A 25907-nucleotide genomic window follows, 5' to 3' on the forward strand; every position below is an offset into this window, starting at 1 on the left:
CGATAACGGTCGAATTGTCACCACAAATCCCTAAGCTGCCTGCTAAGGTTGGCAAGCCCGTCTTCGCAACGGATAATGCCCAGTTTTTCCACCCGCGCATCGATGCGCCCGCCGCGCTTGCGGTCGAAAGAGAAGACCATGAAAGACACCATTCGCCAGCTGATCCAGCAAGCCCTCACCCAACTCGTCAACGAAGGTGTGTTGCCTGAAGGCCTGACGCCGGCGATCCAGGTGGAGAACGCCCGCGACAAGACCCACGGCGACTTCGCCAGCAACATCGCCATGATGCTGGCCAAGCCTGCCGGCATGAAGCCACGCGATCTGGCGGAGAAAATCATCGCCGCCCTGCCCGCTGACGAGAACGTCACCAAGGCCGAAATCGCCGGCCCGGGCTTCATCAATTTCTTCCAGAACACCCAGGCACTGGCCTCGCGCCTCGACGCCGCACTGGCCGACGCCCATGTCGGCGTGCGCAAGGCCGGCCCGGCGCAACGCACCGTGGTCGACCTGTCGGCGCCGAACCTGGCCAAAGAGATGCACGTCGGCCACTTGCGCTCGACCATCATCGGCGACGGCGTGGCCCGCGTGCTTGAGTTCCTCGGCGACGAAGTGATCCGCCAGAACCACGTCGGCGACTGGGGCACCCAGTTCGGCATGCTGATGGCGTACCTGCAGGAAAACCCGATCACCAGCGACGAGCTGTCCGACCTGGAGAACTTCTATCGCGCCGCCAAGCAGCGTTTCGACGAGTCCGAAGAATTTGCCGATCGCGCCCGTGGCCTGGTGGTCAAGTTGCAGGCTGGCGATGCCGAATGCCTGGCACTGTGGACCAAGTTCAAGGACATCTCGCTGTCGCACTGCCAGAAGATCTACGAACTGCTCAACGTCAAACTGACCATGGCCGACGTGATGGGCGAAAGCGCCTACAACGATGACCTGATCAATGTGGTCAACGATCTCAAGGCTGCCGGCATGCTGGTCGAGAGCAACGGCGCCCAGTGCGTGTTCCTCGACGAGTTCAAGAACGCCGATGGCGACCCGCTGCCGGTGATCATCGTCAAGGCCGATGGCGGTTACCTGTACGCTACCACTGACCTGGCGGCCGTGCGCTACCGCAGCGGCAAGCTCAAGGCTGATCGCGCGTTGTATTTCGTCGACCAGCGCCAGGCCCTGCACTTCCAGCAGGTCTTCGCGGTGGCGCGCAAGGCCGGTTTCGTCACCCATCCGATGGAAATGGAACACATGGGTTTCGGCACCATGAACGGCGCCGATGGGCGTCCGTTCAAGACCCGTGATGGCGGCACCGTGAAGCTGATCGACCTGCTGACCGAAGCCCAGGAACGTGCCTACAACCTGGTGAAAGAGAAGAACCCGACCCTGGCCGAAGACGAGTTGCGCAACATCGCCAAGGTCGTCGGCATCGGCGCGGTGAAATACGCCGACCTGTCCAAACATCGCACCAGCGACTACAGCTTCAACTTCGACCTGATGCTCAATTTCGAAGGCAACACCGCGCCGTATCTGCTGTACGCCTACACCCGTGTGGCCGGTGTGTTCCGCAAACTGGGCAAGGACTTCAGCGAAGTCGACGGCCAGATCGTCCTCGAAGCGGCGCACGAGCAGGAGCTGGCGGCGAAGCTGGCGCAGTTCGGCGAAGTGCTGAACAACGTGGCTGAAAAAGGCACGCCGCACATTCTCTGCACTTACCTGTACGACGTCGCCGGCCTGTTCTCCAGCTTTTACGAGAACTGCCCGATCCTCGCCGCCGACACCCCGGCACAGATGCAGAGCCGTCTGCGTCTGGCCGCACTGACCGGTCGCACCCTCAAGCAAGGCCTGGAGCTGTTGGGTCTGGAAACTCTGGAGCGTATGTAAGTTGGCTGCCAAGAAAAACCTGCACCCAAACGCGGCGCCAGCCGCTATCAGGCCCCGGCGAAACAACCGATTCCGGGCTGGCTGTGGATGGCCATCGGCCTGACCGTCGGCGCGTTCATCGTGTTTCTGATGAAACTGGAACCGGGCAAGGGCAGCGACACGGTCAAGCGCGAGAAGGTCGAACAGCAGCAGAAAGCGTCAAAGATCGCCGAGGCCAACAAGACCCCGCCGAGCCCGACGCAACCGGTGAAACCGAAGTACGACTTCTACACCCTGCTGCCGGAATCGGAAGTGATCGTGCCGCCGGACGCGGTGCCGGAAAAGACCCTGCCGACGCCGCAAGTGCCGGCCGTCCCGACCACGCCGGTAACCCCGGCCGAAGCGGCGAAGATCGACACCGCACGGGCACAGGCAGCTCTGGCCGGGATCACGCCGCCGCCAGCGCCACCGGTGAGCAAGGCCGCGCCAGTGACCAAGTTTTTCCTCCAGGCCGGTTCGTTCCGCAAGGAAACCGATGCCGACAAGGTTCGCGCGCAGATCATTCTGCTCGGCCAGGCCGTGTCGGTGGAGTCCGGCACGGTCAAGGATGAAACCTGGTATCGCGTGCTGGTCGGCCCGTTCAGCAACCGTGAACAACTGACCACGGCGCAGAAACAACTGGCTGGCGCCGGCTTCAGCAACCTGTTGTTACAACAACGCCAGAGCCGCTAAGGCTCTCAGAGGTCAGCTGCAACTTGCAGGTGACCTTCAAACTTTGTGGTGAGGGGATTTATCCCCGTTTGGCTGCGGAGCAGCCCTGAAACCAGCCATTGCGGTGCAGCAGGCATACCGCAAATGATGGTTTCGCGACTGCTCCGCAGCCGAACGGGGATAAATCCCCTCGCCACAGTCATCACACACACCATTCGTCTCCCATCGCCCCAACCGGTTGAAATCCCCTCCAGCACCCCCATATGAATGGGCATAAGGCATTTTCGCCCCGCTGCGTGGAGACTCTTCCCTTGACCACCATCGTTTCAGTCCGCCGCCACGGCAAAGTCGTCATGGGCGGCGACGGCCAGGTTTCTCTCGGCAACACCGTGATGAAAGGCAACGCCAAAAAGGTCCGTCGCCTGTACCACGGCCAGGTCATCGCCGGTTTCGCCGGTGCCACCGCCGACGCCTTCACCCTGTTCGAACGTTTCGAAGGCCAGCTCGAAAAACATCAGGGTCACCTGATCCGCGCCGCCGTCGAACTCGCCAAAGAATGGCGCACCGACCGCTCCCTGAGCCGCCTCGAAGCGATGCTCGCGGTCGCCAACAAGGATGCTTCGCTGATCATCACCGGCAACGGTGACGTGGTCGAACCCGAAGATGGCCTGATCGCCATGGGTTCCGGCGGCGCCTACGCGCAAGCCGCCGCCAGCGCCCTGCTGAAAAAGACCGACCTGTCGGCGCGCGAGATCGTCGAAACCGCTCTCGGCATCGCCGGCGACATCTGTGTATTCACCAACCACACCCAGACCATTGAGGAGCAGGATCTCGCTGAATAAGCCTGTTGCGGCCCGTGTGCCACGGCTTGTTTCTGCTTGAGGACCGTCAATTACTATGTCCATGACTCCCCGCGAAATCGTCCACGAACTCAACCGCCATATCATCGGCCAGGACGATGCCAAGCGCGCCGTCGCGATTGCCCTGCGCAACCGCTGGCGCCGCATGCAGCTGCCTGAAGAGCTGCGCGTTGAGGTGACCCCGAAGAACATCCTGATGATCGGCCCGACCGGTGTCGGTAAAACCGAGATCGCCCGTCGCCTGGCGAAACTGGCCAATGCGCCGTTCATCAAGGTCGAAGCGACCAAATTCACCGAAGTTGGTTATGTCGGCCGTGACGTCGAGTCGATCATTCGTGATCTGGCCGATGCCGCGATCAAGATGCTCCGCGAGCAGGAAATGACCCGCGTACGCCACCGCGCCGAAGACGCCGCCGAGGACCGCATCCTCGACGCGCTGCTGCCGCCGGCACGCATGGGCTTCAGCAACGAAGAAGCGCCGAGCTCCGATTCCAACACGCGTCAGCTGTTCCGCAAGCGTCTGCGCGAAGGCCAGCTGGACGACAAGGAAATCGAAATCGAAGTCGCCGAAGTCTCCGGCATCGAGATCGCCACGCCGCCAGGCATGGAAGAGATGACCAACCAGCTGCAATCGCTGTTTGCCAACATGGGCAAGGGCAAGAAGAAGTCGCGCAAGCTCAAGGTCAAGGAAGCGCTGAAATTGGTGCGTGATGAAGAAGCCGGGCGTCTGGTCAACGAAGAAGAACTGAAGGCCAAGGCGCTGGAAGCGGTCGAACAGCACGGTATCGTCTTCATCGACGAGATCGACAAGGTCGCCAAGCGCGGCAATGTCGGCGGCGCCGATGTCTCCCGCGAAGGCGTACAGCGCGACCTGCTGCCGCTGATCGAGGGCTGCACCGTCAACACCAAGCTGGGCATGGTCAAGACTGACCACATCCTGTTCATCGCCTCCGGCGCGTTCCACCTGAGCAAGCCGAGCGATCTGGTACCGGAGCTGCAAGGTCGTCTGCCGATCCGCGTCGAGCTCAAGGCACTGAGCCCGGAAGACTTCGAACGCATCCTCAGCGAACCGCACGCCTCGCTCACCGAGCAATACTGCGCGCTGCTGAAGACCGAAGGCCTGAACATCCAGTTCCAGCCCGAGGGCATCAAGCGTCTGGCGGAGATCGCCTGGCAGGTCAACGAGAAAACCGAGAACATCGGTGCCCGTCGCCTGCACACCCTGCTTGAGCGTCTACTCGAAGAGGTGTCGTTCAGCGCCGGCGACCTGGCCAGCGCCCACGATGACAAGGCGATTCTGATCGACGCCGACTACGTCAACAGCCACCTCGGCGAATTGGCGCAGAACGAAGATCTGTCCCGTTATATCCTGTAAGCCATACTTACAGCGGTAGCGGACCCTGTGGGAGCGAGCCTGCTCGCGAAGAGGTCGTGTCAGGCGGTATCAATGCCGTCTGACCCGCCGCTTTCGCGAGCAGGCTCGCTCCCACATTTGAATCAGGGTCGCCCACACATCGGACGCCAGCCCATGAATCGAATCCCCACCGACATCAAACTGCACAAAGCCTCGAAAACCCTGACGCTCACTTACGCGTCCGGCGAGGAATACACTCTGCCCGCCGAGTTCCTGCGCGTGCACTCTCCCTCCGCCGAGGTCCAGGGCCACGGCAAACCGATCCTGCAATTCGGCAAGCTCAACGTGGGTCTGAGCAAGCTGGAACCGGCTGGCAACTACGCACTGAAACTGACCTTTGACGACGGTCATGACAGCGGCCTGTTCACTTGGGAATACCTCTACGAACTCGGCAAGCGCCAGAACGAACTCTGGGACGATTATCTTGCCGAGCTGCGCGCTGCCGGAAAATCCCGCGATCCGAACGAGTCGTTCGTCAAGCTGATGCTCTAGGCCGTGGCTCTCGCTCTTTAGAGGGCATTTTCTAACTTCATCTGTTTGAATGCTCCGCGCATATGGCCCCGGATCGGCCGCTTGCGAAAAAAATTAAACTCGGGTAACCAATGGAGCTGGCAAGTTCCCTGCAGTGCTCTACGACTGTAAAGCAGCTATGCAGAATCAACGGTCACCCGAGCAGTAGTACCCGGCATTGGCTGTGGAAGCGACAGCGTGAAACCGGGTACTCGTCTCAGGACAATGGAGCGTCGTAGATGAGTGACAAGAATAACGATGACCTGAAGTACCAAGCCTCGGAAAACACTCTGGGGCTTAACCCCGTCGTCGGGCTGCGCGGAAAGGATCTGCTGGCCTCTGCTCGAATGGTGCTGAAACAGGCCATCAGACAACCGATTCACAGCGTCAGGCACGTGACCCATTTCGGCCTCGAGCTGAAGAACGTGCTGCTGGGGAAATCCGCGCTGCAACCGGCCGGTGATGACCGCCGCTTTGCCGACCCGGCGTGGAGCCAGAACCCGCTGTACAAACGTTATCTGCAAACCTACCTGGCCTGGCGCAAGGAACTGCATGCCTGGATCGATGACAGCAGCCTGTCCCCCAAGGACATCGCTCGCGGGCATTTCGTCATCAACCTGATGACCGAAGCCATGGCGCCGACCAACACGGCGGCCAACCCGGCGGCGGTCAAACGCTTCTTCGAAACCGGCGGCAAAAGCCTGCTCGATGGCCTCTCGCATCTGGCCAAGGATCTGGTGCACAACGGCGGCATGCCGAGCCAGGTCAACATGGGCGCGTTCGAAGTCGGCAAGAGCCTGGGCGTCACCGAAGGTGCTGTGGTGTTCCGCAATGATGTGCTGGAGCTGATCCAGTACCGGCCGATCACCGAGCAGGTCCACGAACGCCCACTGCTGGTAGTGCCGCCGCAGATCAACAAGTTCTACGTCTTCGACTTGAGCCCGGACAAGAGTCTGGCGCGCTTCTGCCTGCGCAACAATGTGCCGACCTTCATCATCAGCTGGCGCAACCCGACCAAGGCCCAGCGCGAATGGGGCCTGTCTACCTACATCGAAGCGCTGAAAGAAGCCGTCGATGTGGTCACGGCGATCACCGGCAGCAAAGATGTGAACATGCTCGGCGCCTGCTCCGGCGGCATCACCTGCACCGCCCTGCTCGGCCACTACGCCGCGCTCGGCGAGAACAAGGTCAACGCCCTCACCTTGCTGGTCAGCGTGCTCGACACCACCCTGGACAGCGACGTCGCCCTGTTCGTCGATGAGCAGACTCTGGAGACCGCCAAGCGCCACTCCTACCAGGCCGGCGTGCTCGAAGGCAAAGACATGGCCAAGGTCTTCGCCTGGATGCGCCCCAACGATCTGATCTGGAATTATTGGGTCAACAACTACCTGCTCGGCAATGAGCCGCCAGTGTTCGACATTCTGTTCTGGAACAACGACACCACCCGCCTGCCCGCTGCGTTCCACGGCGACCTGATCGAGATGTTCAAAAACAATCCACTGATCCGCCCCAATGCACTGGAAGTGTGCGGCACGCCGATCGACCTCAAGCAGGTCACCGCCGACATCTTCTCGCTGGCCGGCACCAACGATCACATCACGCCATGGAAGTCCTGCTACAAGTCGGCGCAGCTGTTCGGCGGAAAAGTAGAATTCGTGCTGTCGAGCAGCGGCCATATCCAAAGCATCCTCAACCCGCCGGGCAATCCGAAATCGCGTTACATGACCAGCGAAGAGATGGCGGCGACTGCCGATGACTGGCAGGAAAACTCGACCAAGCACACCGATTCCTGGTGGCTGTACTGGCAGGCATGGCTGGCCGAGCGCTCGGGCAACCTGAAAAAGGCCCCGACGAAACTGGGCAACAAGGCGTACCCGGCAGGCGAGGCTTCGCCGGGCACTTATGTTCACGAACGGTAACTGACAGCACCAAATTCCTACTGTAGGAGCTGCCGAAGGCTGCGATCTCTTGATGTTGCTTGAAAGGCAAGATCAAAGATCGCAGCCTTCGGCAGCTCCTACAGGGGCGAGGTGGACTTGAAATCTACAGGGCCTGAAGCATGCCGCAACCGTTCATATTCCGCACCGTCGATCTGGATGGCCAGACCCTCCGCACGGCGGTGCGTCCCGGCAAGCCTCATTTGACGCCTCTGCTGATTTTCAACGGCATCGGCGCCAACCTGGAGCTGGTGTTCCCGTTTGTCGCAGCGCTCGACCCGGATCTGGAAGTGATCGCCTTCGACGTGCCAGGGGTCGGCGGATCGTCGACGCCGAACCGGCCGTATCGCTTCCCCGGCCTGGCCAAACTGACGGCGCGGATGCTCGACTATCTCGACTACGGTCAGGTCAATGTGATCGGCGTGTCGTGGGGCGGAGCTCTGGCGCAGCAGTTTGCCTACGACTATCCCGAGCGCTGCAAAAAACTGGTACTGGCGGCCACTGCGGCCGGTGCGGTGATGGTCCCGGGCAAACCGAAAGTGCTGTGGATGATGGCCAGCCCCCGCCGCTACATTCAGCCATCCCATGTGATCCGCATCGCGCCAATGATCTACGGCGGCTCGTTCCGTCGCGACCCGACGCTGGCTGCCAGCCATGCGGCGAAAGTGCGCTCGGCGGGCAAGCTCGGTTACTACTGGCAACTGTTCGCCGGCCTCGGCTGGACCAGCATCCACTGGCTGCACAAGATCCATCAGCCGACGCTGGTGCTGGCCGGCGATGACGATCCGCTGATTCCGCTGATCAACATGCGCATGCTCGCCTGGCGCATTCCCAACGCGCAGTTGCACATCATCGATGACGGCCATCTGTTCCTGATTACCCGCGCCGAAGCGGTGGCGCCGATCATCATGAAGTTTCTCGAAGAGGAGCGTCTGCGCGCAGTCATGCACCCGCATCCGACCCCGCTCGGCGGCTGATCGCGGCGGCCTGCTTTATGCAGCACTTTTCAAATCAAGCGCGCGGCAGGACGCCGCGCAGGCAGCAACCGGTAACAGCGTCTATGGTGTTCTGGTTCGGTGAGTGTGTTTTTGCCCTGAAGACGAAGGAGTGTTGAGTCATGCGCGAAAAACCAGCGACGGGCGTGGTGCCCAGCCCCGCCGTGTTTATCAACGCCCAAAGTGCGATCGCCGGTCTGCGTGGCAGGGATCTGCTGTCGACACTGCGCAGCGTCGCCGCCCACGGCTTGCGCAATCCGTTGCACAGCGCAAAGCATGCGCTGAAGCTTGGCGGACAGCTGGGCCGCGTGCTGCTCGGCGAAACCCTGCACCCGACCAATCCGCAAGACAGCCGCTTCGCCGATCCGGCGTGGAGCCTAAACCCGTTCTACCGACGCAGCCTGCAGGCTTATCTGGCCTGGCAGAAACAGGTCAAGAGCTGGATCGATGAAGGCGACATGAGCCCTGAAGATCGTGCCCGTGCGCACTTCGCTTTCACTCTGCTCAATGACGCCGTGGCGCCCTCCAACACCCTGCTCAATCCGCTGGCGGTCAAGGAGCTGTTCAATTCCGGCGGGCAGAGTCTGGTGCGTGGCCTGAGCCATCTGTTCGATGATCTGTTGCACAACGACGGCCTGCCACGGCAAGTGACCAAGCAGGCGTTCGAGGTCGGCAAAACCGTAGCGACCACCACTGGGGCTGTGGTGTTTCGCAATGAAATGTTCGAGTTGATCCAGTACAAATCGATGAGCGAAAAGCAGTACGCCAAGCCCTTACTGGTGGTGCCGCCGCAAATCAACAAGTACTACATCTTCGATCTGAGCCCGCAGAACAGCTTCGTCCAGTACGCCCTGAAAAACAGCCTGCAGACCTTCATGATCAGCTGGCGCAACCCTGATGTGCGCCATCGCGAGTGGGGCCTGTCGAGTTACGTCGAAGCGGTCGAAGAAGCGATGAATATCTGCCGGGCGATTACCGGCGCCCGCGAAGTGAACCTGATGGGCGCCTGCGCCGGCGGCCTGACCATTGCCGCCCTGCAAGGGCATTTGCAGGCCAAACGGCAACTGCGCCGGGTCGCCAGCGCGACGTACCTGGTCAGTCTGCTCGACAGCCAGATCGAGACCCCGGCCACGCTGTTCGCCGACGAGCAAACACTGGAAGCGGCCAAACGTCGCTCGTACCAGCGAGGCGTGCTCGATGGTCGCGACATGGCCAAGGTCTTCGCCTGGATGCGCCCCAACGATTTGATCTGGAGCTATTTCGTCAACAACTACTTGCTGGGCAAGGAGCCGCCAGCCTTCGACATCCTCTACTGGAACAACGACAACACCCGCCTGCCGGCGGCGCTGCACGGCGATCTGCTGGACTTCTTCAAGCACAACCCGCTGATCCACGCGGGCGGTCTCGAGGTGTGCGGTACGCCGATCGATCTGCAGAAGGTCAATGTTGACAGCTTCAGCGTCGCCGGCATGAACGACCACATCACGCCGTGGGACGCGGTGTATCGCTCGACCCTGCTGCTCGGTGGCGAGCGACGTTTCGTGCTGTCCAACAGCGGCCACGTGCAGAGCATCCTCAACCCGCCGAGCAACCCGAAAGCTGCCTACGTCGAGAACGCCAAACTGAGTAGCGACCCGCGTGCCTGGTACTACGATGCCAAACACGTCGACGGCAGCTGGTGGCCGCAGTGGCTGGAATGGGTCGCCCAACGCTCCGGCGCTCTGAATGAGACTCGCACCACCCTCGGCAATCCGAACTACCCACCGATGGAAGCGGCACCCGGCACCTATGTGCATGTGCGCTGACGCTCAACCGATTTTTCTAAGAAGACTGGATGAAAACCCGCGACCGGATTCTCGAATGTGCGCTGCAACTGTTCAACGAAAAGGGTGAGCCGAACGTTTCCACCATGGAGGTGGCCAACGAAATGGGGATCAGCCCGGGCAATCTCTACTACCACTTCCACGGTAAGGAACCGCTGATTCTCGGCCTGTTCGAACGCTTCCAGCACGAGCTCGCGCCCCTGCTCGACCCACCGCCGGACGTTGAACTGGCGCCGGAGGATTACTGGCTGTTTCTGCATTTGATCGTCGAGCGCCTGGCGCAATACCGGTTCCTGTTCCAGGACCTGTCGAACCTCGCCGGGCGCTTGCCGAAACTGGCCAAGGGGATTCGCAATCTGCTCAATGCGCTGAAGCGGACGCTGGCGTCGTTGCTGGCGCGATTGAAGGCTTCGGGGCAACTGGTCAGCGATACCCAGGCATTGGGGCAACTGGTGGAGCAGGTGACCATGACGTTGCTGTTCTCGCTGGATTACCAGCGGATTCTTGATCGTGAGGGAGAGGTTCGGTTGGTGGTTTATCAGATCATGATGCTGGTGGCGCCGCATTTGCTGCCGCCAGTGAAGGTGGCGACAGAGCGGATGGCCTTGCAATACCTTGAGGATCACGACTGACCCGAAAAAAGCCCCTCACCCTAACCCTCTCCCGGAGGGAGAGGGGACTGATTGGGGGATGTTCGCGAGCTACGCCGACCTGAGCGAGCTTCTTTGAATCGATAATCGACTCGATTTGTTCAGGTCGACGTATGACGCAGGACACCTCGGTCGGCTCCCTCTCCTTGGGGAGAGGGCTGGGGTGAGGGGCCGCTTGGAATGCACAAACAAAAACGCCCGACCTTCACAGGCCGGGCGTTTTTGATTTGCCCTGAAATCAGGACTGACTGGATGGCGTCGACGGTGTCGATGCCGCAGTCGGAGTAGCTGCTGCCGTGGGTGCCGCAGCGGAGTTTGCCGCGTTGGCCAGAGCTGTTGGCGCAGTCGATGGCGCCTCAGCCGGCTTCGGCGCAGCGGCTTTCGGCGCGGCCGGTTTTTTCACTGCTGGCTTTTTCGCCGCAGCCGGTTTGGCCGCAGGCTTCGCAGCGGGTTTGGCGGCAGCAGTTTTCGCTGCTGGCTTGGCCGCTGGTTTTGCTGCTGCTTTAGCCGCTGGTTTTGCTGCTGCTTTGGTTGCCGGTTTGGCAGCGGCCTTGGCGGCAACCGGTTTGGCGGCAGCCTTGGCCGCAGGCTTGGCGGCCGCAGTTTTGGTCGCAGCTTTCGCAGCCGGTTTTGCTGCCGCTTTGGTCAGTGGCTTGGCTGCGGTTTTCGCCGCAGGTTTGGCCGCTGCAGTTTTAGTGGCAGGTTTCGCCGCAGCGGTTTTTGCCGCCACAGGCTGAGCCTTCAGACCGGTGAGTTTTTCGATCTGCTTTGTCAGCGTATCGACCTTGGCGTTGAGCGCCTTGACCTCATTGCGGCTCGGCACACCCAGGCGCGAAATCGCGCTGTTCAGGCGCTTGTCGAAAGCCCCTTCCAGCTCGTCCCACTTGCCCAGTGCGCGGTCTTTCACGCCGCTGATGCGCGACTTGGCCGAGGAGGTCGAGTCCTCGACTTTCTTGCCGACGGCAGTCTTGGTGAGCTTCTCGGCTTTCTCGCCGTCTTTGACCAATGCATCGAAGAGTTTGCTGCCGTCAGTGTCGATCTTCGAGTACACGCCTAAACCAGCCAGCCAGATTTTGCGGGAGTAGGACTCGACCTTCCCGACCCACGAGCTGCTTTCTTTATCGGTGTTCTTTTTGCCAGCCATCCCGTTCTCCTTAAGATTTTCGCGCGACGCGTTCGAGCAATGCCGTCAGCTCATCGAGCTTAGCAGAGAGTGCCTCAACGTCATGTTTAGACGGAATGCCGATCCGATTCAAGGCGCTGGCCACACGGTTGTCGAAGGCCTTCTCGACCTTGTCGAGCTGAACTTCAACGCGACCCTTGAACGAGCTGACCTGAGTGGCCGCGTCATCGATCTCGGCGTTGGCCGCATGGAGTTTTTCGCTGACGGCTTTTTTGCCTTTCTTTTCAACAGTTTGACCGGCGGCTACGAGTTCTTGAAAGTACTCGCTGCCCTCTTGGCCGACCTTGGTGTAGGCGCCCAGGCCTGCCAGCCAGATCTTGCGGGCATAGGATTTGACGTCGCTCAGGGTAGAAGTCGGAGCGTCGATTTTTTCTTCAAAATGACTTTGGCCATGGTGCACCTCACGCGCAGAAGGTTTGAGGAACTGCCGGACGAGTGTCGGGCTCAGGCACAAAGTAGGGAGAAAAATTAGAAAGGGCACCCTAACCAGCGGGAGCATCACTAAACAAATGTGGGAGCGAGCCTGCTCGCGAATGCGTCATATCAGCCAACATTTCAGTCAACTGATACACCGCTTTCGCGAGCAGGCTCGCTCCCACAGGGGACTGGATTTCAACCTGGAAATCAGGCGAGGGCTTTATCCAACGCCTTCTCGATCTCGGCTTTGATCATGCCGCTCATGGCCGACATCATCAGGCCCAGTTCGACGTCGACCCTGATCGAATCGTCCGCCACATGCACTTCGCCTTTCACGCCGGAGCGCTTGAGGTTCAGGGTGTCGCCCGACCACTGCGGCTCCAGGCCGTATTGTTCGTTGAGCTTTTTGGCCAGTTTGTCGGCCTTTTCGCGGGCGGCTTCCTTGCCCAGGGTGTGGGCGCGCTCAACACTGATTTTGGCCATGGAATGACTCCTGATGATTGAATGGCTGACGTTGAATCTTGACCGCATCTGCGGCAAATCGTCCCGAAGGTTGCCCATCTTACCTTTAGCCATTCCAAGACAAAGCATGGCTTGGGGATTAGAATGTCGCGCATTCTCTTTTGGTGACAGCGATATGACTGATCAGCGCAAAGGCAGCGATGCCGAACCCACCACTCACTTCGGCTTCAAAAACGTTCCGGAAAGCCAGAAAGCGGAAAAAGTCGCTGAGGTTTTCCATTCCGTAGCCGCTAAATACGACCTCATGAACGACCTTCTGTCGGGCGGCATGCACCGTCTGTGGAAGCGTTTCGCGATCGAGCTTTCCGGCGTGCGCAGCGGCAACCGCGTACTCGACATCGCTGGTGGCACCGGCGACCTGACCCGCAAGTTCTCGAACCTCGTCGGCCCGACCGGCCAGGTCGTGCTGGCCGACATCAACGAGTCGATGCTCAAGGTCGGCCGTGATCGTCTGCTCGATCTGGGCGTTGCCGGCAACGTCGAATTCGTCCAGGCCGACGCGGAAAAACTGCCGTTCCCGGACAACCATTTCGACTGCGTGACCATCGCCTTCGGCCTGCGCAACGTCACGCACAAAGAGGACGCGTTGCGTTCGATGCTGCGCGTGCTCAAGCCCGGCGGCCGCCTGCTGGTGCTGGAATTCTCCAAGCCGACCAACGCGCTGATGTCCAAAGCCTACGACGCCTACTCGTTCGCCTTCATGCCGCTGATGGGCAAGCTGATCACCAATGACTCGGAAAGCTATCGCTACCTGGCCGAATCGATCCGCATGCACCCGAATCAGGAAACCCTGAAGTCGATGATGGTCGAGGCCGGTTTCGACCGCGTGACCTATCACAACATGACCGCAGGCATCGTCGCCCTGCACCGCGGCATCAAACCCTGATGTTGCTCACCGGGCTGCTCGCCAGCGTCGAACTCGGCCTCAACCGGGTGCTGCGTCTCGACAGCACGGCGCTGCCGCGCCTGGCGCATCTGACCGGCAAGGTGATTGCCGTCGACTGCCGCAGCCCGGCGCTGCAACTGTTCATCCTGCCCAGCGACGAAGGCTTGATGCTCGCCTCGCAGTGGGCAGCGGATGTCGATTGCACGTTGCGCGCACCGGCCTCGAGCCTGGTGAAACTGGCCCTGAGCAAGGACAAGACCGCCGTGCTGCATGCACCGGAAGTCGAGCTCGATGGCGACAGCGGTGTGTTGCTGGAGCTGGCCGGCGTGCTGCAGGATCTTGAGCTGGACTGGGAGTACGAACTCTCGCGCTGGCTCGGTCCGGTCGCCACGCAATTGCTCGGTGGCCATCTGCGCAGCCGCGCACGCTGGTATCAACAAGGATTTGCCAGCCTCAACCAGAATCTTGCCGAATACCTCGCCGAAGAATCACGCACCCTTGTCGGGCAGCGTGAAGCCGAAGCGCGGTTCAGCGAACTGGACCGGATCAAACTTGATCTGGAACGACTCGAGGCGCGTTTCGAGCGCCTTTCCCGATCCCTCGATCCAAGCGATAACGCATGAAGCTGCTTGCCGTCCGCCGTCTGTTGCGCATCCAGCGCGTCGTGATCCGCTACCGCCTCGATGACCTGCTGTTCGATCTGCCACTGCCCTGGTTCCTTCTGGCCGTGCGCTTTTTGCTGCCGTGGCGCTGGCTGCCGCGCAAGCCGCTGGAGCTCAACCGTGGCGCGCGCTTGCGTCTGGCGTTGCAGGATCTGGGGCCGATCTTCATCAAGTTCGGGCAGATCCTTTCAACCCGCCGTGACCTGCTGCCGGAGGACATCGCCGATGAGCTGATGCTCTTGCAGGACCGCGTACCGCCGTTCGATTCGCAAGTGTCGATCAAGCTGATCGAAGAACAGTTGGGCAAGAAAATCAGCGAAGTGTTCAGCCGTTTCGACGTCGCCCCGCTGGCCTCGGCCTCGGTGGCGCAGGTGCATGCGGCGCAGCTCAAAAGCGGCGAAGAAGTCGTGGTCAAGGTCATTCGCCCAGGCCTGAAACCGATCATCGCGCAGGATCTGGCGTGGCTGTTCATCCTCGCCCGCGCCGCCGAGAAGTTCTCCGCTGACGCGCGCCTGCTGCACCCGGTCGACGTGGTGCAGGATTACGAAAAGACCATTTACGACGAACTCGATCTGTTGCGCGAGGCTGCCAACGCCAGCCAGTTGCGCCGCAACTTCGAGGGCTCGCAGCTGCTTTATGTACCGCAAGTCTATTGGGACTGGTGCCGACCGAAAGTGCTGGTCATGGAGCGCATTTACGGCATTCAGGTCACCGATCTGGCGACCCTCGCTGACCAGCGCACCGACATGAAAATGCTCGCCGAGCGTGGCGTGGAGATTTTCTTCACTCAAGTGTTCCGCGACAGCTTCTTCCACGCCGACATGCACCCGGGCAACATTTTCGTCAGCACCGTCAATCCGTGGAGCCCGCAATACATCGCGATCGACTGCGGCATCGTCGGCAGCCTGACCCCGGAAGACCAGGACTATCTGGCGCGCAACCTGTTCGCCTTCTTCAAGCGTGACTACCGTCGTGTGGCGCAACTGCACATCGACTCGGGCTGGGTGCCGGCGGAAACCAAACTCAACGAATTCGAAGCGGCGATCCGTACGGTGTGCGAACCGATCTTCGAAAAACCGTTAAAAGATATTTCATTTGGCCAGGTGCTGATGCGCCTGTTCCAGACCGCACGCCGCTTCAACATGGAAGTGCAGCCGCAACTGGTGCTGTTGCAGAAGACCTTGCTGAACATCGAAGGCCTCGGTCGTCAGTTGTATCCGGATCTGGATCTGTGGAACACCGCGCAGCCGTTTCTCGAGCGCTGGATGCGCGAACGCGTCAGCCCGAAAGCCTTGCTGGGCAACGTGCAGAGCCAGCTGGAGCAGATTCCGCACCTGTCGAACATGGCCCGCGATCTGCTCGAACGCATGTCGCAACCCCACGCCAAAGACCCTCCGCCGCCGTGGCACAAACGCAAGGACGACTGGTTCCTGCGCCTGCTCGGCTGCGCGCATCTGGCCGGCGGCGCGATCCTCGCAGCGGGTGGTCCGTTGACCGAGTGGGCGCACTGGCCCGCCGGAATCATGATCGCGGTCGGTTTGTATCTGGTCGTTCGCCGATAGCACGATTGAGCTGCAAGTTATAAGCTGCCAGCTTCAAGCTTGACGCTACAGGCACGCCGCAACGTGCGTTTACTTGCAGCTCGAAGCTCATGGCTTGCTGCTGCTTTTCGAGATTTGACGATGAAAAACTGGCTGGACGAGATCAAGTGGGATGCTGACGGCCTGGTGCCGGCGATTGCCCAGGATCACAAGACCGGGCGCGTATTGATGATGGCCTGGATGAACCGCGAAGCGCTGGAACTGACCGCTGCGGAGAATCGTGCAATCTACTGGTCACGTTCCCGTGGCAAGCTGTGGCGCAAGGGCGAAGAGTCCGGCCATGTGCAGACCCTGCATGAAATGCGTCTGGACTGTGACGCCGACGTGATCATCCTGATGGTTGAACAGATCGGCGACATCGCCTGCCACACCGGCCGTCAAAGCTGCTTTTACCGGGTCTTCGAAAACGGCGACTGGAAAACGGTCGATCCGGTACTGAAAGACCCGCACGCTATCTATTCCGCAGGACACACACATGAGTGACACCCTGACCCGCCTCGCTCAGGTACTTGAAGAGCGCAAAGGCGCAGCCGCCGACAGTTCGTATGTCGCCAGCCTGTATCACAAGGGGCTGAACAAGATTCTGGAGAAAGTCGGCGAAGAGTCGGTCGAAACCATTATTGCCGCCAAGGATGCCGCGATCAGCGGCGATTGCAGTGATGTGATCTACGAGACCGCCGACCTGTGGTTCCACAGCATGGTCATGCTCGCCCAACTGGGGCAGCATCCGCAGGCCGTGCTGGATGAACTGGACCGTCGCTTCGGCCTGTCCGGACACGTCGAGAAAGCCTCGCGTCCGTCCGCCTGAACAACTTTTAGAGAGGAATCGCCACATGGGCATTTTTGACTGGAAACACTGGGTCGTCATTCTGATTGTCGTGGTGCTGGTGTTCGGTACCAAAAAACTGAAAAACCTCGGCACCGACGTTGGCGAATCGATCAAGGGCTTTCGCAAAGCCATGAACGACGACGAAAAACCGGCCGAACCGAGCGTGACCCCGCCGGCCCAGCCTGTGCCACCGGTGCAGCCGCAAACCACCGCTCAGGCCAACCCGCCGCACACCATCGACGTGCAGGCGCAGAAAGTCGAAGAGCCGATCCGCAAAGACGTGTGAGCACTGACTAATGTTTGGTATCAGCTTCTCTGAACTGCTGCTCGTCGGCCTCGTCGCCCTGCTGGTGCTCGGCCCCGAGCGTCTGCCGGGCGCGGCGCGCACCGCCGGTCTGTGGGTCGGCCGCCTGAAGCGCAGCTTCAACGCGATCAAACAGGAAGTTGAACGTGAAATAGGTGCCGACGAGATCCGTCGGCAACTGCACAACGAACATATTCTGTCGCTGGAGCAAGAGGCGCGGAAGATCTTCAATCCGAACCAGCAGGAGCCGACGCCGGTCGAGCCTGTGGGCGAGCAGACGATTCACAGCGCTGCCGCTCCGACTCCTTCACCTGTTGTAACACCGCCAGGACCGGCGCCGGTTACCACAGACACATCGGTTGAACACGTAGCGCCCTCCGCCGCGCCGACTACACCAGCGCCTCAAGACCCTACACTGCCGCCGCGAGCCCCATGAGCGATCTTCCGGAAAACGACCAGCACATGCCGCTGGTATCGCACCTCACCGAGTTGCGCACCCGCCTGCTGCGTTGCGTGGCGGCGATCTTCATTATCTTTGCCGGGCTGTTCGCGTTCACCCAGCAGATCTACACCTTCGTCTCGACGCCGTTGCGCCAGTACCTGCCGGTCGGCGCGACGATGATCGCCACCGACGTGTCGTCGCCGTTCCTGACGCCGCTGAAACTGACCATGATGGTTTCGCTATTCCTCGCGATTCCGGTGATCCTGCATCAGATCTGGGGCTTTATCGCGCCGGGCCTGTACAAGCATGAAAAACGCGTCGCGGTACCGCTGTTGATCTCCAGCATCCTGCTGTTCTACATCGGCATGGCGTTCGCCTATTACTTCGTCTTTCCATTGATCTTCAAATTCTTCGCCGCTGCCACCCCGGCCGGCGTGGAAATGATGACCGACATCGCCAGCTACCTCGATTTCGTCATGACGCTGTTCTTCGCCTTCGGCGTGGCGTTCGAAATCCCGGTGGCCGTGGTCCTGCTGGTGTGGATCGGCGTGGTCGACGTCAAATACCTGAAGAAGATCCGCCCGTACGTGATCATCGGCTGCTTCGTGGTCGGCATGATCCTCACCCCGCCGGACATCTTCTCGCAGACCCTGCTGGCTGTGCCGATGTGGATGCTGTTCGAGATCGGCATCCTCTTCGGCGCGCTGGTCAGCAAGCGCGAACGCCCGGACGAAACCCCGGCCGACGACCACAACGACCAGCCGCCAGCGACTCAGGCATGAACCTGCTGCTGCTCGAAGAGGCCGACTTCATTGCGGCCGACCGCGTGATCCTGCGCGACCGGCGCCTGACCCACATGCAGGAAGTGCATCGCTCCGAAGTCGGTGACAGCCTGCGCGTCGGGCGCATCAACGGACTGATGGGTTCGGCTGAGCTGCTGCGTCTGGAAGCGGGCGAAGCAGAGTTGCGTGTCAGCCTTGATCAGCCACCGCCGGCCAAGCTGCCGCTGACCCTGGTGCTGGCCCTGCCCCGGCCGAAAATGCTGCGCCGCGTGTTCCAGACCGTCGCGACCATGGGTGTGGCCAAGGTGATTCTGGTCAACAGTTATCGCGTGGAGAAAAGCTTCTGGCAGACTCCGTTTCTGGAGCCGGAAGCGATTCGTGAGCAGTTGATCCTCGGGCTCGAACAGGCTCGCGATACGGTATTGCCGGAGATCGTCATCGAAAAGCGCTTCAAGCCTTTCGTTGAGGATCGGCTGCCGGCGATCAGCGCGGGCACCCTCGGCCTGGTCGGCCACCCCGGCCACTTCCCGCCCTGCCCGCGCGCCCTGAACGAACCGGTGACCCTGGCCATTGGCCCCGAGGGTGGCTGGATTCCCTACGAAATCGACCTGCTGGCAAAATCCGGCCTGCAACCGGTGCAATTGGGCGAGCGCATCCTGCGCGTCGAAACCGCCGTCACCGCCCTGCTCGCACGCCTGTTCTGACGCGACCCCGATCCTGTGTAGGAGCTGCCGAAGGCTGCGATCTTTTGATCTTGTTTTTAAAAGCAAGATCAAAGGATCGCAGCCTCGTTGCACTCGTCAGCTCCTACAAGCCCCTACAGTCGCAGACAAGTGGCGTTACAGATTGCCACCACCCAGCCGATACAACCCCTATAAGTCCAATTAAGTGGTCCGAAGGGAGTGGTCGCATGTACCGTTGGTTAGCCGAGAGTCTTGGAAACGTCAGCGTCAAACGCAAGCTGGGCATCGGTTTCGGCCTGGTGCTGTTGCTGACGCTGTTGATCACGTTCACCGGCTGGACCGGCATGAGCGGCATCATCAGCCGTGGCGACAAGCTCGGCTTCATTTCCAGCCTCAATGAGCTGACCAAAGACCTGCGCCTGGCGCGCATGGACTACGACATGCGTCGTGGTGAACAGGGTCCGGGGGCGGTCAATGAATTGCTCAGCAAACTCGAAAGCGGTTTGCAATCGGCACGCGGCATGATCGAGCAGCCGTCGGATGTGGCAATGGTCGACCAACAGCTTGCTGCGGTCGCCGAATACAAACGCGCTTTCGGCGAAATGACCCAGGCCACCGTGCACCGTGAAGATGCGCGCAGCAAGCTTGGCGCCAACGCTGACAATGCTGTGGCCAAGGTCGGCGAAGTCGAAAGTGCGCTGCTGCAAGGCGACAGCGTTGCGCAGTACAACGCTGTCATCGAGCTGAGCAAACTGTTGCAGCAGGCGCGCTATCAGGTGCGCGGTTACACCTACAGCGGCAAGGCCGATGCCGAGCAACCGGCGCTGACCGCCATCGACAACGCCTTGAAGAATCTCGAAAGCCTGCCGACCCGCGTGCCAGAGCAGCACATCGCCAACCTGCAGCAAGCCACCGATTCGCTCAAGGCTTACCGCGCCGCTGTCGCTCAGTTCCGTGATTCGCAGGTCAAGAACGCCGCCGCACTGGCCAACATGTCGGCTCAGGGCGACATCCTGATCGCGGCCAGCAAGAAGCTCACCGAATCGCAAACCGTGGTGCGCGACACCGATGCCGCCCATGCCAAGAACATGCTGCTGATCGCTACTGCGCTGGCGCTGGCCTTCGGTCTGATTGCGGCTTGGGCGATCACTCGGCAAATCATCATTCCGCTGACCCAGACCCTGAAAGTCGCCGAGCGCGTGGCCGCTGGCGACCTGACCCACAACCTGGTTTCCCTGCGTCGCGACGAACTCGGGCAATTGCAGCGCTCGATGCAAAGCATGACCCAAGGCCTGCGCGAGTTGATCGGTGGCATCAGCGACGGCGTCACGCAGATCGCCAGCGCCGCTGAAGAACTTTCGGCGGTGACCGAGCAGACCAGCGCCGGGGTCAACAATCAGAAGGTGGAGACCGATCAGGTCGCCACCGCCATGAACGAGATGGCCGCCACCGTGCAGGAAGTCGCACGCAACGCTGAAGAAGCTTCCGAGGCCGCTGTCGCCGCTGACCAACAGGCCCGTGAAGGCGACAAGGTCGTCGGCGAAGCCATCGCCCAGATCGAGCGTCTGGCAATCGAGGTGGGTCACTCCACTGAAGCCATGGGCGAGCTCAAGCGTGAAAGCGACAAGATCGGCAGCGTCCTCGACGTGATCAAGTCTGTCGCCCAACAAACCAACCTGTTGGCCCTCAACGCTGCCATCGAAGCGGCCCGTGCCGGGGAAGCCGGACGTGGTTTCGCCGTGGTTGCCGACGAAGTGCGCAGCCTCGCCCAGCGCACCCAGAAGTCCACCGAAGAGATCGAAGAGCTGATCGTCGGCCTGCAAAACGGCACTCAGCAAGTGGCGACGATCATGGACAACAGCCGCAGCCTCACCGACAGCAGCGTCGAACTGACCCGGCGTGCCGGTGGCTCACTGGAGAGCATCACCCGCACCGTCTCGGCGATTCAGGCGATGAACCAGCAGATCGCCGCCGCTGCCGAGCAGCAGAGCGCCGTGGCCGAAGAGATCAACCGCAGCGTGCTGAACGTGCGCGATGTGTCGGATCAAACCTCGGCGGCGAGTGAAGAGACCGCTGCGTCCAGCGTTGAACTGGCGCGGTTGGGCACGCATCTGCAGATGCTGGTAGGCCGCTTTAAAGTCTGAGTTGATGCACAACCTCGGTTCGCCTGAAACCGAGGTGATGCCATTCGCGAGCAGGCTCGCTCCCACAGGGACACGCATTCCAAGGTGGGAGCGAGCCTGCTCGCGAAGGCAGCGGCGCGGTCTGCGCGTCGTAGGTAACGGGCGCGTCAATTCGGCGACGGATGCTATGCACTGGTTTTAGGTTTGATCGGTGTTTGTTCGCAGCTCAACAGCGGACATAAAAAAACCCCGCTGAATCAGCGGGGTTCTCTTATCAGGCCGGCTGAGCCTGCAAACTCACCGGTCGCAGCGGCAGCAACGGCGCATGCGGATCGGCTTTCACCGAAGCGCGCCAGGCATCGAGCCATTCGGCAAGCCCTTCGGCCCAGACCTGCTCGTGCAGGCGTGCCAGTGCGACAGGGTCGCTAAGCAGTTGCAGGCGATCATGGTTGTTCAGCCCGGCCGGGCCGACCTTGATCGCGTGACGCACGCGTTCCTGACGCAGCCACTCGATCGGCTCGGCCTGGCCGTGACGCGAGGTCGCCAGCGAGCACGCCAAGGCGTTCTGCTGAGGATCGACCACGGCGCGGACGAAGCCGTCGTTGAGGGCGTGATAGCGGTTTTCGTGGGTGTACTGATCGGTTGCCAGCAAGGCCTGTGGCGGATTGTATTCCTCAGGGATGAGGAACAGGCTCTCGTCACGGGTCTTCAGACCAAGGCCGACACGGCTGGAGATCACCGATACCGGGATCGACAGCATCAGCGAACCGACGATCGGCACCAGCCACCAGAGGAAGCTCGGGTTCAGCCAGATCACCAGCAGCGCCCAGAAGAAGCCTAGCAATGTCTGCGGACCATGGCGCTTGACCGCTTCGCTCCATGGCGTCGAGTCGTCGTCACGCTGCGGCGAGTTCCAGGTCGCGGCCCAACCGAGGAACGCGGCGAGGACGAAGCGGGTGTGGAAAATCATCCGCACCGGCGCCAGCAGCATGGAGAACAGCATCTCCAGGAGCATCGACAGGGTCACCTTGAACTTGCCGCCGAACTCTTTCGCGCCCTTGGCCCAGATCAGGATGATGCTCAACAGCTTCGGCAGGAACAGCAGCACGATGGTCGTCGAGAACAGCGCGATGGCCTTGTCCGGGTGCCATTGTGGCCACAGCGGATAGAGCTGGCGCGGTTCGAGGAAGTACTGCGGCTCCATCAGCGTGTTCACCGCCAGCAGCGCGGTCGACAACACCAGGAAGAAGAACCACAACGGCGCCGACAGGTAGGACATCACGCCGGTCAGGAACACCGCGCGGTGCACCGGGTGCATGCCTTTGACCAGGAACAGGCGGAAGTTCATCAGGTTGCCGTGGCACCAGCGCCGATCACGCTTGAGCTCGTCGAGCAGGTTCGGCGGCAACTCTTCGTAACTGCCCGGCAGGTCGTAGGCAATCCACACGCCCCAGCCGGCACGGCGCATCAGCGCAGCTTCGACGAAGTCGTGGGACAGGATCGCACCGGAGAACGCGCCTTTGCCCGGCAACGGCGCCAGGGCGCAGTGGTCGATGAACGGCTTCATGCGGATGATCGCGTTGTGACCCCAGTAGTGGGATTCACCCAACTGCCAGAAGTGCAGACCGGCGGTAAACAGCGGGCCGTACACACGGGTGGCGAACTGCTGCATGCGCGCATACAGGGTGTCCATGCCCGACGCACGCGGCGCGGTCTGGATGATCCCGGCGTCCGGCGTGGCTTCCATCAAGCGCACCAGACTGGTCAGGCACTCACCGCTCATCACCGAGTCGGCGTCGAGCACGACCATGTACTTGTAGTCACCGCCCCAACGACGGCAGAAGTCGTCGAGGTTGCCGCTCTTGCGCTTCACACGACGGCGACGACGGCGATAGAAGATCTTGCCGAAGCCCTTGGCTTCGCGGCAGACATCCAGCCAGGCCTGTTGCTCGGCGACGCAGATATCGGTGTCGTTACTGTCACTGAGGACGAAGAAGTCGAAGCGATCCAGATCACCGGTGGCCGCTACCGATTCGAACGTCGCACGCAGACCGGCGAATACACGCGGCACGTCTTCGTTGCAGATCGGCATCACCAGCGCAGTACGCGCATCTTTCGGAATCGGCTCATTACCGGCGCTTTTCCCGGAGATACGGTATTTATCGTGGCCAGTAAGCAGCTCGAGGAAGCCCATCAGCGCGGTCCAGAAACCGGCCGAGACCCAGCAGAACAGAATCCCGAACAGAATCAGGATGCTGGTTTGCAGCGCATACGGCAGCACTTGCGTGGCGGTTTGCAGCAGCGGCTGATGCAGGACTTCTTCCAGATCGACGAACGACCAGCCCTGGTACGGCATGATGCCTTTCATGTACCAACCGGCAACGATGGTCTGGCCGAGCATCAGCAGCAACAGGATGTAGCGACGGATCGAGCCGACGGTGCGCCAGCGCGCGGCCGGCAGGACGTTGGCGTCCTTCGGCGGCTGCGGCGGGTTGGTGCGCCCGGTCAGACGGCGCCAGCCACGCACCAGAATATTGGTGCGCCATGGCTCCGGCACGACCTTGGTGCGGCGGATTGGCGGGGTCGCCTTGAGGCTGACCCGACCACTGGCGTCGAGCACCAGCATTTCCGCTTCGGCCAGTTCTTCGGCAGTGCTCAGGGTCAGGCGCTTGCCCACCGAAGCCTGGGCGGCTTCGGCAGGGGCGTCGAATGTCGAGGACGACAGGCGTTCATGCAGCTCGCTGAACGACTGGCAACCCGCGAGTTCCGCGCGTTGCTCGTCGGTCATCGGCAGATGCGCCAGATACTCGGACAGAGTCTCTGGCTGTACTGGTGAATTACTCATCGGCAGGCAACTGATAGCTCCAGGTCTCGGTCAGGACTTCTTCAGTCGGCGCCGATTCCGGTGTGGCAGGGGCCGCGTCGGCAGCGACTGGCTGCTTGGCGTCTTTGTTGGCCTTGTCCTTGGCGTCGGTTGCAGGCTTGGCTTCAGCCTGTTTGGCTTCGGCGGCCTTGGCTTCCTTGTCGAGTTTTTCCTGTTGTTTGGCAGCAACCTTGTCAGCCTTGGCGACCGACGAATTGGACGCCGGCACCGATTTGCCCAGATCTGCGGTGACCACCGGCTGAACCAGGGCAGCGCGCATCTCGGTCGCTTTGCTCGGATCCTTGATCTTCATCCGCAGGGTCAGGCGCCAGCCCTTGGTTTCCGGGTTGTAGCGCACGCTGTTCTCGACCAGTTCGGCGTTGTCACCGACGCTGACCTGACTGCGCACGTCGGCATCCGGCGTCAGTGCCGCCAGCGATGGACCTTCAAAGTCGACCAGATAAGCCACGCTGCCATCGGGCTGACGGATCAGGTTCGATTGCTTGACGTCACCGGTCGAACGCAGGGTCTGCGCCACCCAGGCGCTGTCGGGTGCGTGGATCGCTGCTTCGTCCATGGTCCAGTGCATGCGGTAGGCGAAGTCCAGCGGCTGGCCTGGCTCCGGCATTTTTTCCGGGCTCCAGAACGCAACGATGTTGTCGTTGGTTTCGTCTGCGGTCGGAATCTCTACCAGATCGACAGTGCCCTTGCCCCACTCGCCCTTCGGCTCGATCCAGGCACTTGGGCGCTTGTCGTAGCGGTCATCGAGGTCTTCGTAGTGGCTGAAATCACGGCCACGCTGCAGCAGACCGAAACCACGCGGGTTCTCGACGCTGAAGTTGCTCACGGCCAGGTGTTTCGGGTTGTTCAATGGACGCCAGATCCACTCACCGTTGCCGGCATGGATCGACAGACCGCTGGAATCGTGCAGTTCACGACGGTAGTTGAGGACTTTCGACGGCTGGTTGGCGCCGAACAGGAACATGCTGGTCAGCGGCGCGATGCCCAGTTTGCCGACCTTGTCACGCAGGAACATCTGCGCCTTGACGTCGACGATGGTGTCGCTGCCCGGACGCAGGATCAAACGGTAGGCACCAGTGGCACGCGGCGAGTCGAGCAGAGCAAAGATCACCAGGTGCTTGTCGCCCGGCTTGGGCTGCTGAATCCAGAACTCGCGGAAACGCGGGAACTCTTCACCCGACGGCAGCGCGGTATCGATCGCCAGACCACGGGCCGACAGACCATAGGTGTGGCCCTTGCCGACGACGCGGAAGTAGCTCGCGCCGAGCATGGTCATGATCTCGTCTTGCTTGTCGGCCTTGTTGATCGGGTACAGCACACGGAAACCGGCGTAACCCAGTTGCTCGGTGGCTTTCGGATCGAATTTCAGATCGCCGAAATCGAAGCGGCTCGGATCGTATTTGATCTCCGAGACGGTATTGGTGGTGATTTCGTTGATTTTCACCGGTGTATCGAAGTGCATACCCTGGTGATAGAAGGAGAGCTTGAACGGCGTCTTCTGATCGGCCCACTCAGCCTTTTCGGTGAGGAAGCGGATCTTCTGGTAGTCCGCGAACTTCATTTCGCGGAATTCGTTCGGCAGGTTGCTGCGCGGGGCTTCGAACTTCTGCCCGGCCAGCTCTTTGGCCTTGGCCGATACGTCGTCAAGATTGAACGCCCAAAGCTGACCGGCGCTGAGCAGGCACAGGAGCGCCGAACCCGCTACCAGAGCACTTCGCATGCGTTTGGCAGACATTTTTGCTGCATTACAGGGACTAACAATCACGAGCAACCCTCGCCGAAAACAGATCAATAAACCAACGGCCAGCTATCTTTATGCCAGGTTGGCGAGCATT

23 protein-coding genes and 3 pseudogenes are annotated in these 25907 nt (G+C 61.0%); 20 read left to right on the forward strand and 6 right to left on the reverse strand.

Annotated elements, in window-relative coordinates; genetic code table 11:
- Positions 1 to 17 precede the first annotated feature (17 nt).
- Positions 18 to 140: a hypothetical protein gene (locus ACZZ0K_RS21990; RefSeq protein ID WP_258378239.1), complete on the reverse strand. Its 123-nt coding sequence runs from the start codon at positions 138 to 140 to the stop codon at positions 18 to 20.
- Between ACZZ0K_RS21990 and argS the strand changes: the two genes are divergently transcribed.
- From argS to ACZZ0K_RS22035, 9 genes and pseudogenes are all read left to right on the forward strand, one after another.
- Entirely contained in the window at positions 139 to 1875 is a 1737-nt protein-coding gene (gene argS / locus ACZZ0K_RS21995; protein WP_041477563.1) for an arginine--tRNA ligase, read from the forward strand. The genes ACZZ0K_RS21990 and argS overlap by 2 nt on opposite strands.
- A 12-nt stretch (positions 1876 to 1887) precedes the next feature.
- Positions 1888 to 2586 (forward strand): annotated as a pseudogene (locus ACZZ0K_RS22000) (SPOR domain-containing protein); the annotation flags it as partial.
- 290 nt (positions 2587 to 2876) lie between these two features.
- Positions 2877 to 3407, forward strand: coding sequence for an ATP-dependent protease subunit HslV (hslV, locus tag ACZZ0K_RS22005; protein WP_007968352.1), 531 nt, complete (start codon positions 2877 to 2879; stop codon positions 3405 to 3407).
- Between the two features lie 55 nt (positions 3408 to 3462).
- Positions 3463 to 4800, forward strand: coding sequence for an ATP-dependent protease ATPase subunit HslU (gene hslU / locus ACZZ0K_RS22010; protein ID WP_016772060.1), 1338 nt, complete (start codon positions 3463 to 3465; stop codon positions 4798 to 4800).
- Positions 4801 to 4953: 153 nt separating this feature from the next.
- Positions 4954 to 5331, forward strand: coding sequence for a gamma-butyrobetaine hydroxylase family protein (locus ACZZ0K_RS22015; protein ID WP_217864588.1), 378 nt, complete (start codon positions 4954 to 4956; stop codon positions 5329 to 5331).
- A 257-nt stretch (positions 5332 to 5588) separates the two neighbouring features.
- Positions 5589 to 7268: a class II poly(R)-hydroxyalkanoic acid synthase gene (gene phaC, locus ACZZ0K_RS22020; protein ID WP_041477559.1), complete on the forward strand. Its 1680-nt coding sequence runs from the start codon at positions 5589 to 5591 to the stop codon at positions 7266 to 7268.
- A 140-nt stretch (positions 7269 to 7408) separates the two neighbouring features.
- Positions 7409 to 8263, forward strand: a complete 855-nt coding sequence (phaZ, locus tag ACZZ0K_RS22025; RefSeq protein WP_016772063.1) for a poly(3-hydroxyalkanoate) depolymerase — start codon at positions 7409 to 7411, stop codon at positions 8261 to 8263.
- A gap of 140 nt (positions 8264 to 8403) precedes the next feature.
- The gene (gene phaC, locus ACZZ0K_RS22030; RefSeq protein WP_056787316.1) at positions 8404 to 10086 is read left to right on the forward strand and encodes a class II poly(R)-hydroxyalkanoic acid synthase; all 1683 of its coding nucleotides are present in this window, start codon (positions 8404 to 8406) and stop codon (positions 10084 to 10086) included.
- Between the two features lie 29 nt (positions 10087 to 10115).
- Positions 10116 to 10736: a TetR/AcrR family transcriptional regulator gene (locus ACZZ0K_RS22035; protein ID WP_024011259.1), complete on the forward strand. Its 621-nt coding sequence runs from the start codon at positions 10116 to 10118 to the stop codon at positions 10734 to 10736.
- Between the two features lie 256 nt (positions 10737 to 10992).
- On the opposite strand, the gene ACZZ0K_RS22040 is transcribed toward ACZZ0K_RS22035, so the two are convergent.
- From ACZZ0K_RS22040 to ACZZ0K_RS22050, 3 genes and pseudogenes are all read right to left on the reverse strand, one after another.
- Entirely contained in the window at positions 10993 to 11898 is a 906-nt protein-coding gene (locus tag ACZZ0K_RS22040) for a phasin family protein (protein WP_095181036.1), read from the reverse strand.
- A 10-nt stretch (positions 11899 to 11908) separates the two neighbouring features.
- A pseudogene (locus ACZZ0K_RS22045) lies at positions 11909 to 12330 on the reverse strand (phasin family protein).
- A gap of 231 nt (positions 12331 to 12561) precedes the next feature.
- Entirely contained in the window at positions 12562 to 12837 is a 276-nt protein-coding gene (locus ACZZ0K_RS22050; protein ID WP_056787308.1) for a polyhydroxyalkanoic acid system family protein, read from the reverse strand.
- A gap of 154 nt (positions 12838 to 12991) precedes the next feature.
- On the opposite strand from ACZZ0K_RS22050, the gene ubiE reads away from it, so the two are divergent.
- The 11 genes and pseudogenes from ubiE (at position 12992) to ACZZ0K_RS22105 (ending at position 21209) form a co-directional block, all read left to right on the forward strand.
- Complete coding sequence (gene ubiE, locus ACZZ0K_RS22055) at positions 12992 to 13762, forward strand: bifunctional demethylmenaquinone methyltransferase/2-methoxy-6-polyprenyl-1,4-benzoquinol methylase UbiE (protein WP_016772069.1); 771 nt, start codon at positions 12992 to 12994, stop codon at positions 13760 to 13762.
- Positions 13762 to 14385 carry a ubiquinone biosynthesis accessory factor UbiJ gene (locus ACZZ0K_RS22060; RefSeq protein ID WP_016772070.1) on the forward strand — a complete coding sequence of 208 codons (624 nt, stop codon included), beginning with the start codon at positions 13762 to 13764 and terminating at the stop codon, positions 14383 to 14385. Before ubiE ends, ACZZ0K_RS22060 begins: the two co-directional genes overlap by 1 nt.
- Positions 14382 to 15986, forward strand: coding sequence for a ubiquinone biosynthesis regulatory protein kinase UbiB (gene ubiB, locus ACZZ0K_RS22065; RefSeq protein WP_150741728.1), 1605 nt, complete (start codon positions 14382 to 14384; stop codon positions 15984 to 15986). Before ACZZ0K_RS22060 ends, ubiB begins: the two co-directional genes overlap by 4 nt.
- Before the next feature lie 120 nt (positions 15987 to 16106).
- Positions 16107 to 16508: a phosphoribosyl-AMP cyclohydrolase gene (hisI, locus tag ACZZ0K_RS22070; RefSeq protein ID WP_007899278.1), complete on the forward strand. Its 402-nt coding sequence runs from the start codon at positions 16107 to 16109 to the stop codon at positions 16506 to 16508.
- Positions 16501 to 16833, forward strand: a complete 333-nt coding sequence (locus ACZZ0K_RS22075) for a phosphoribosyl-ATP diphosphatase (protein WP_003220849.1) — start codon at positions 16501 to 16503, stop codon at positions 16831 to 16833. Before hisI ends, ACZZ0K_RS22075 begins: the two co-directional genes overlap by 8 nt.
- Before the next feature lie 25 nt (positions 16834 to 16858).
- Positions 16859 to 17140 carry a twin-arginine translocase TatA/TatE family subunit gene (locus ACZZ0K_RS22080; protein WP_016772073.1) on the forward strand — a complete coding sequence of 94 codons (282 nt, stop codon included), beginning with the start codon at positions 16859 to 16861 and terminating at the stop codon, positions 17138 to 17140.
- A gap of 10 nt (positions 17141 to 17150) precedes the next feature.
- Positions 17151 to 17594: a Sec-independent protein translocase protein TatB gene (gene tatB, locus ACZZ0K_RS22085; RefSeq protein ID WP_258707481.1), complete on the forward strand. Its 444-nt coding sequence runs from the start codon at positions 17151 to 17153 to the stop codon at positions 17592 to 17594.
- Positions 17591 to 18382: a twin-arginine translocase subunit TatC gene (tatC, locus tag ACZZ0K_RS22090; RefSeq protein ID WP_016772075.1), complete on the forward strand. Its 792-nt coding sequence runs from the start codon at positions 17591 to 17593 to the stop codon at positions 18380 to 18382. The genes tatB and tatC overlap by 4 nt, the downstream gene beginning before the upstream one ends.
- The gene (locus ACZZ0K_RS22095) at positions 18379 to 19086 is read left to right on the forward strand and encodes a 16S rRNA (uracil(1498)-N(3))-methyltransferase (RefSeq protein WP_041477553.1); all 708 of its coding nucleotides are present in this window, start codon (positions 18379 to 18381) and stop codon (positions 19084 to 19086) included. Before tatC ends, ACZZ0K_RS22095 begins: the two co-directional genes overlap by 4 nt.
- 323 nt (positions 19087 to 19409) lie before the next feature.
- A pseudogene (locus ACZZ0K_RS22100) lies at positions 19410 to 20354 on the forward strand (methyl-accepting chemotaxis protein); the annotation flags it as partial.
- A 141-nt stretch (positions 20355 to 20495) separates the two neighbouring features.
- Positions 20496 to 21209, forward strand: coding sequence for a methyl-accepting chemotaxis protein (locus ACZZ0K_RS22105; RefSeq protein ID WP_370593502.1), 714 nt, complete (start codon positions 20496 to 20498; stop codon positions 21207 to 21209).
- A 253-nt stretch (positions 21210 to 21462) separates the two neighbouring features.
- On the opposite strand, the gene mdoH is transcribed toward ACZZ0K_RS22105, so the two are convergent.
- Entirely contained in the window at positions 21463 to 24033 is a 2571-nt protein-coding gene (gene mdoH, locus ACZZ0K_RS22110; RefSeq protein WP_150638015.1) for a glucans biosynthesis glucosyltransferase MdoH, read from the reverse strand.
- The gene (locus ACZZ0K_RS22115; RefSeq protein WP_463559330.1) at positions 24026 to 25807 is read right to left on the reverse strand and encodes a glucan biosynthesis protein G; all 1782 of its coding nucleotides are present in this window, start codon (positions 25805 to 25807) and stop codon (positions 24026 to 24028) included. Before ACZZ0K_RS22115 ends, mdoH begins: the two co-directional genes overlap by 8 nt.
- Positions 25808 to 25907: the final 100 nt, after the last annotated feature.

The sequence above is a fragment of the Pseudomonas sp. AC255 genome (assembly GCF_979258175.1).

Bases quoted from the DNA above. Each gene is read 5' to 3' on its own strand.
- argS (WP_041477563.1), top strand. From the start codon at position 139: ATGAAAGACACCATTCGCCAGCTGATCCAGCAAGCCCTCACCCAACTC.
- ACZZ0K_RS21990 (WP_258378239.1), bottom strand. From the start codon at position 140: ATGGTCTTCTCTTTCGACCGCAAGCGCGGCGGGCGCATCGATGCGCGG.
- hslU (WP_016772060.1), top strand. From the start codon at position 3,463: ATGTCCATGACTCCCCGCGAAATCGTCCACGAACTCAACCGCCATATC.
- ACZZ0K_RS22015 (WP_217864588.1), top strand. From the start codon at position 4,954: ATGAATCGAATCCCCACCGACATCAAACTGCACAAAGCCTCGAAAACC.
- phaC (WP_041477559.1), top strand. From the start codon at position 5,589: ATGAGTGACAAGAATAACGATGACCTGAAGTACCAAGCCTCGGAAAAC.
- phaZ (WP_016772063.1), top strand. From the start codon at position 7,409: ATGCCGCAACCGTTCATATTCCGCACCGTCGATCTGGATGGCCAGACC.
- phaC (WP_056787316.1), top strand. From the start codon at position 8,404: ATGCGCGAAAAACCAGCGACGGGCGTGGTGCCCAGCCCCGCCGTGTTT.
- ACZZ0K_RS22035 (WP_024011259.1), top strand. From the start codon at position 10,116: ATGAAAACCCGCGACCGGATTCTCGAATGTGCGCTGCAACTGTTCAAC.
- ACZZ0K_RS22040 (WP_095181036.1), bottom strand. From the start codon at position 11,898: ATGGCTGGCAAAAAGAACACCGATAAAGAAAGCAGCTCGTGGGTCGGG.
- ACZZ0K_RS22050 (WP_056787308.1), bottom strand. From the start codon at position 12,837: ATGGCCAAAATCAGTGTTGAGCGCGCCCACACCCTGGGCAAGGAAGCC.
- ubiE (WP_016772069.1), top strand. From the start codon at position 12,992: ATGACTGATCAGCGCAAAGGCAGCGATGCCGAACCCACCACTCACTTC.
- ACZZ0K_RS22060 (WP_016772070.1), top strand. From the start codon at position 13,762: ATGTTGCTCACCGGGCTGCTCGCCAGCGTCGAACTCGGCCTCAACCGG.
- ubiB (WP_150741728.1), top strand. From the start codon at position 14,382: ATGAAGCTGCTTGCCGTCCGCCGTCTGTTGCGCATCCAGCGCGTCGTG.
- hisI (WP_007899278.1), top strand. From the start codon at position 16,107: ATGAAAAACTGGCTGGACGAGATCAAGTGGGATGCTGACGGCCTGGTG.
- ACZZ0K_RS22075 (WP_003220849.1), top strand. From the start codon at position 16,501: ATGAGTGACACCCTGACCCGCCTCGCTCAGGTACTTGAAGAGCGCAAA.
- ACZZ0K_RS22080 (WP_016772073.1), top strand. From the start codon at position 16,859: ATGGGCATTTTTGACTGGAAACACTGGGTCGTCATTCTGATTGTCGTG.
- tatB (WP_258707481.1), top strand. From the start codon at position 17,151: ATGTTTGGTATCAGCTTCTCTGAACTGCTGCTCGTCGGCCTCGTCGCC.
- tatC (WP_016772075.1), top strand. From the start codon at position 17,591: ATGAGCGATCTTCCGGAAAACGACCAGCACATGCCGCTGGTATCGCAC.
- ACZZ0K_RS22095 (WP_041477553.1), top strand. From the start codon at position 18,379: ATGAACCTGCTGCTGCTCGAAGAGGCCGACTTCATTGCGGCCGACCGC.
- ACZZ0K_RS22105 (WP_370593502.1), top strand. From the start codon at position 20,496: ATGAACGAGATGGCCGCCACCGTGCAGGAAGTCGCACGCAACGCTGAA.
- mdoH (WP_150638015.1), bottom strand. From the start codon at position 24,033: ATGAGTAATTCACCAGTACAGCCAGAGACTCTGTCCGAGTATCTGGCG.
- ACZZ0K_RS22115 (WP_463559330.1), bottom strand. From the start codon at position 25,807: ATGTCTGCCAAACGCATGCGAAGTGCTCTGGTAGCGGGTTCGGCGCTC.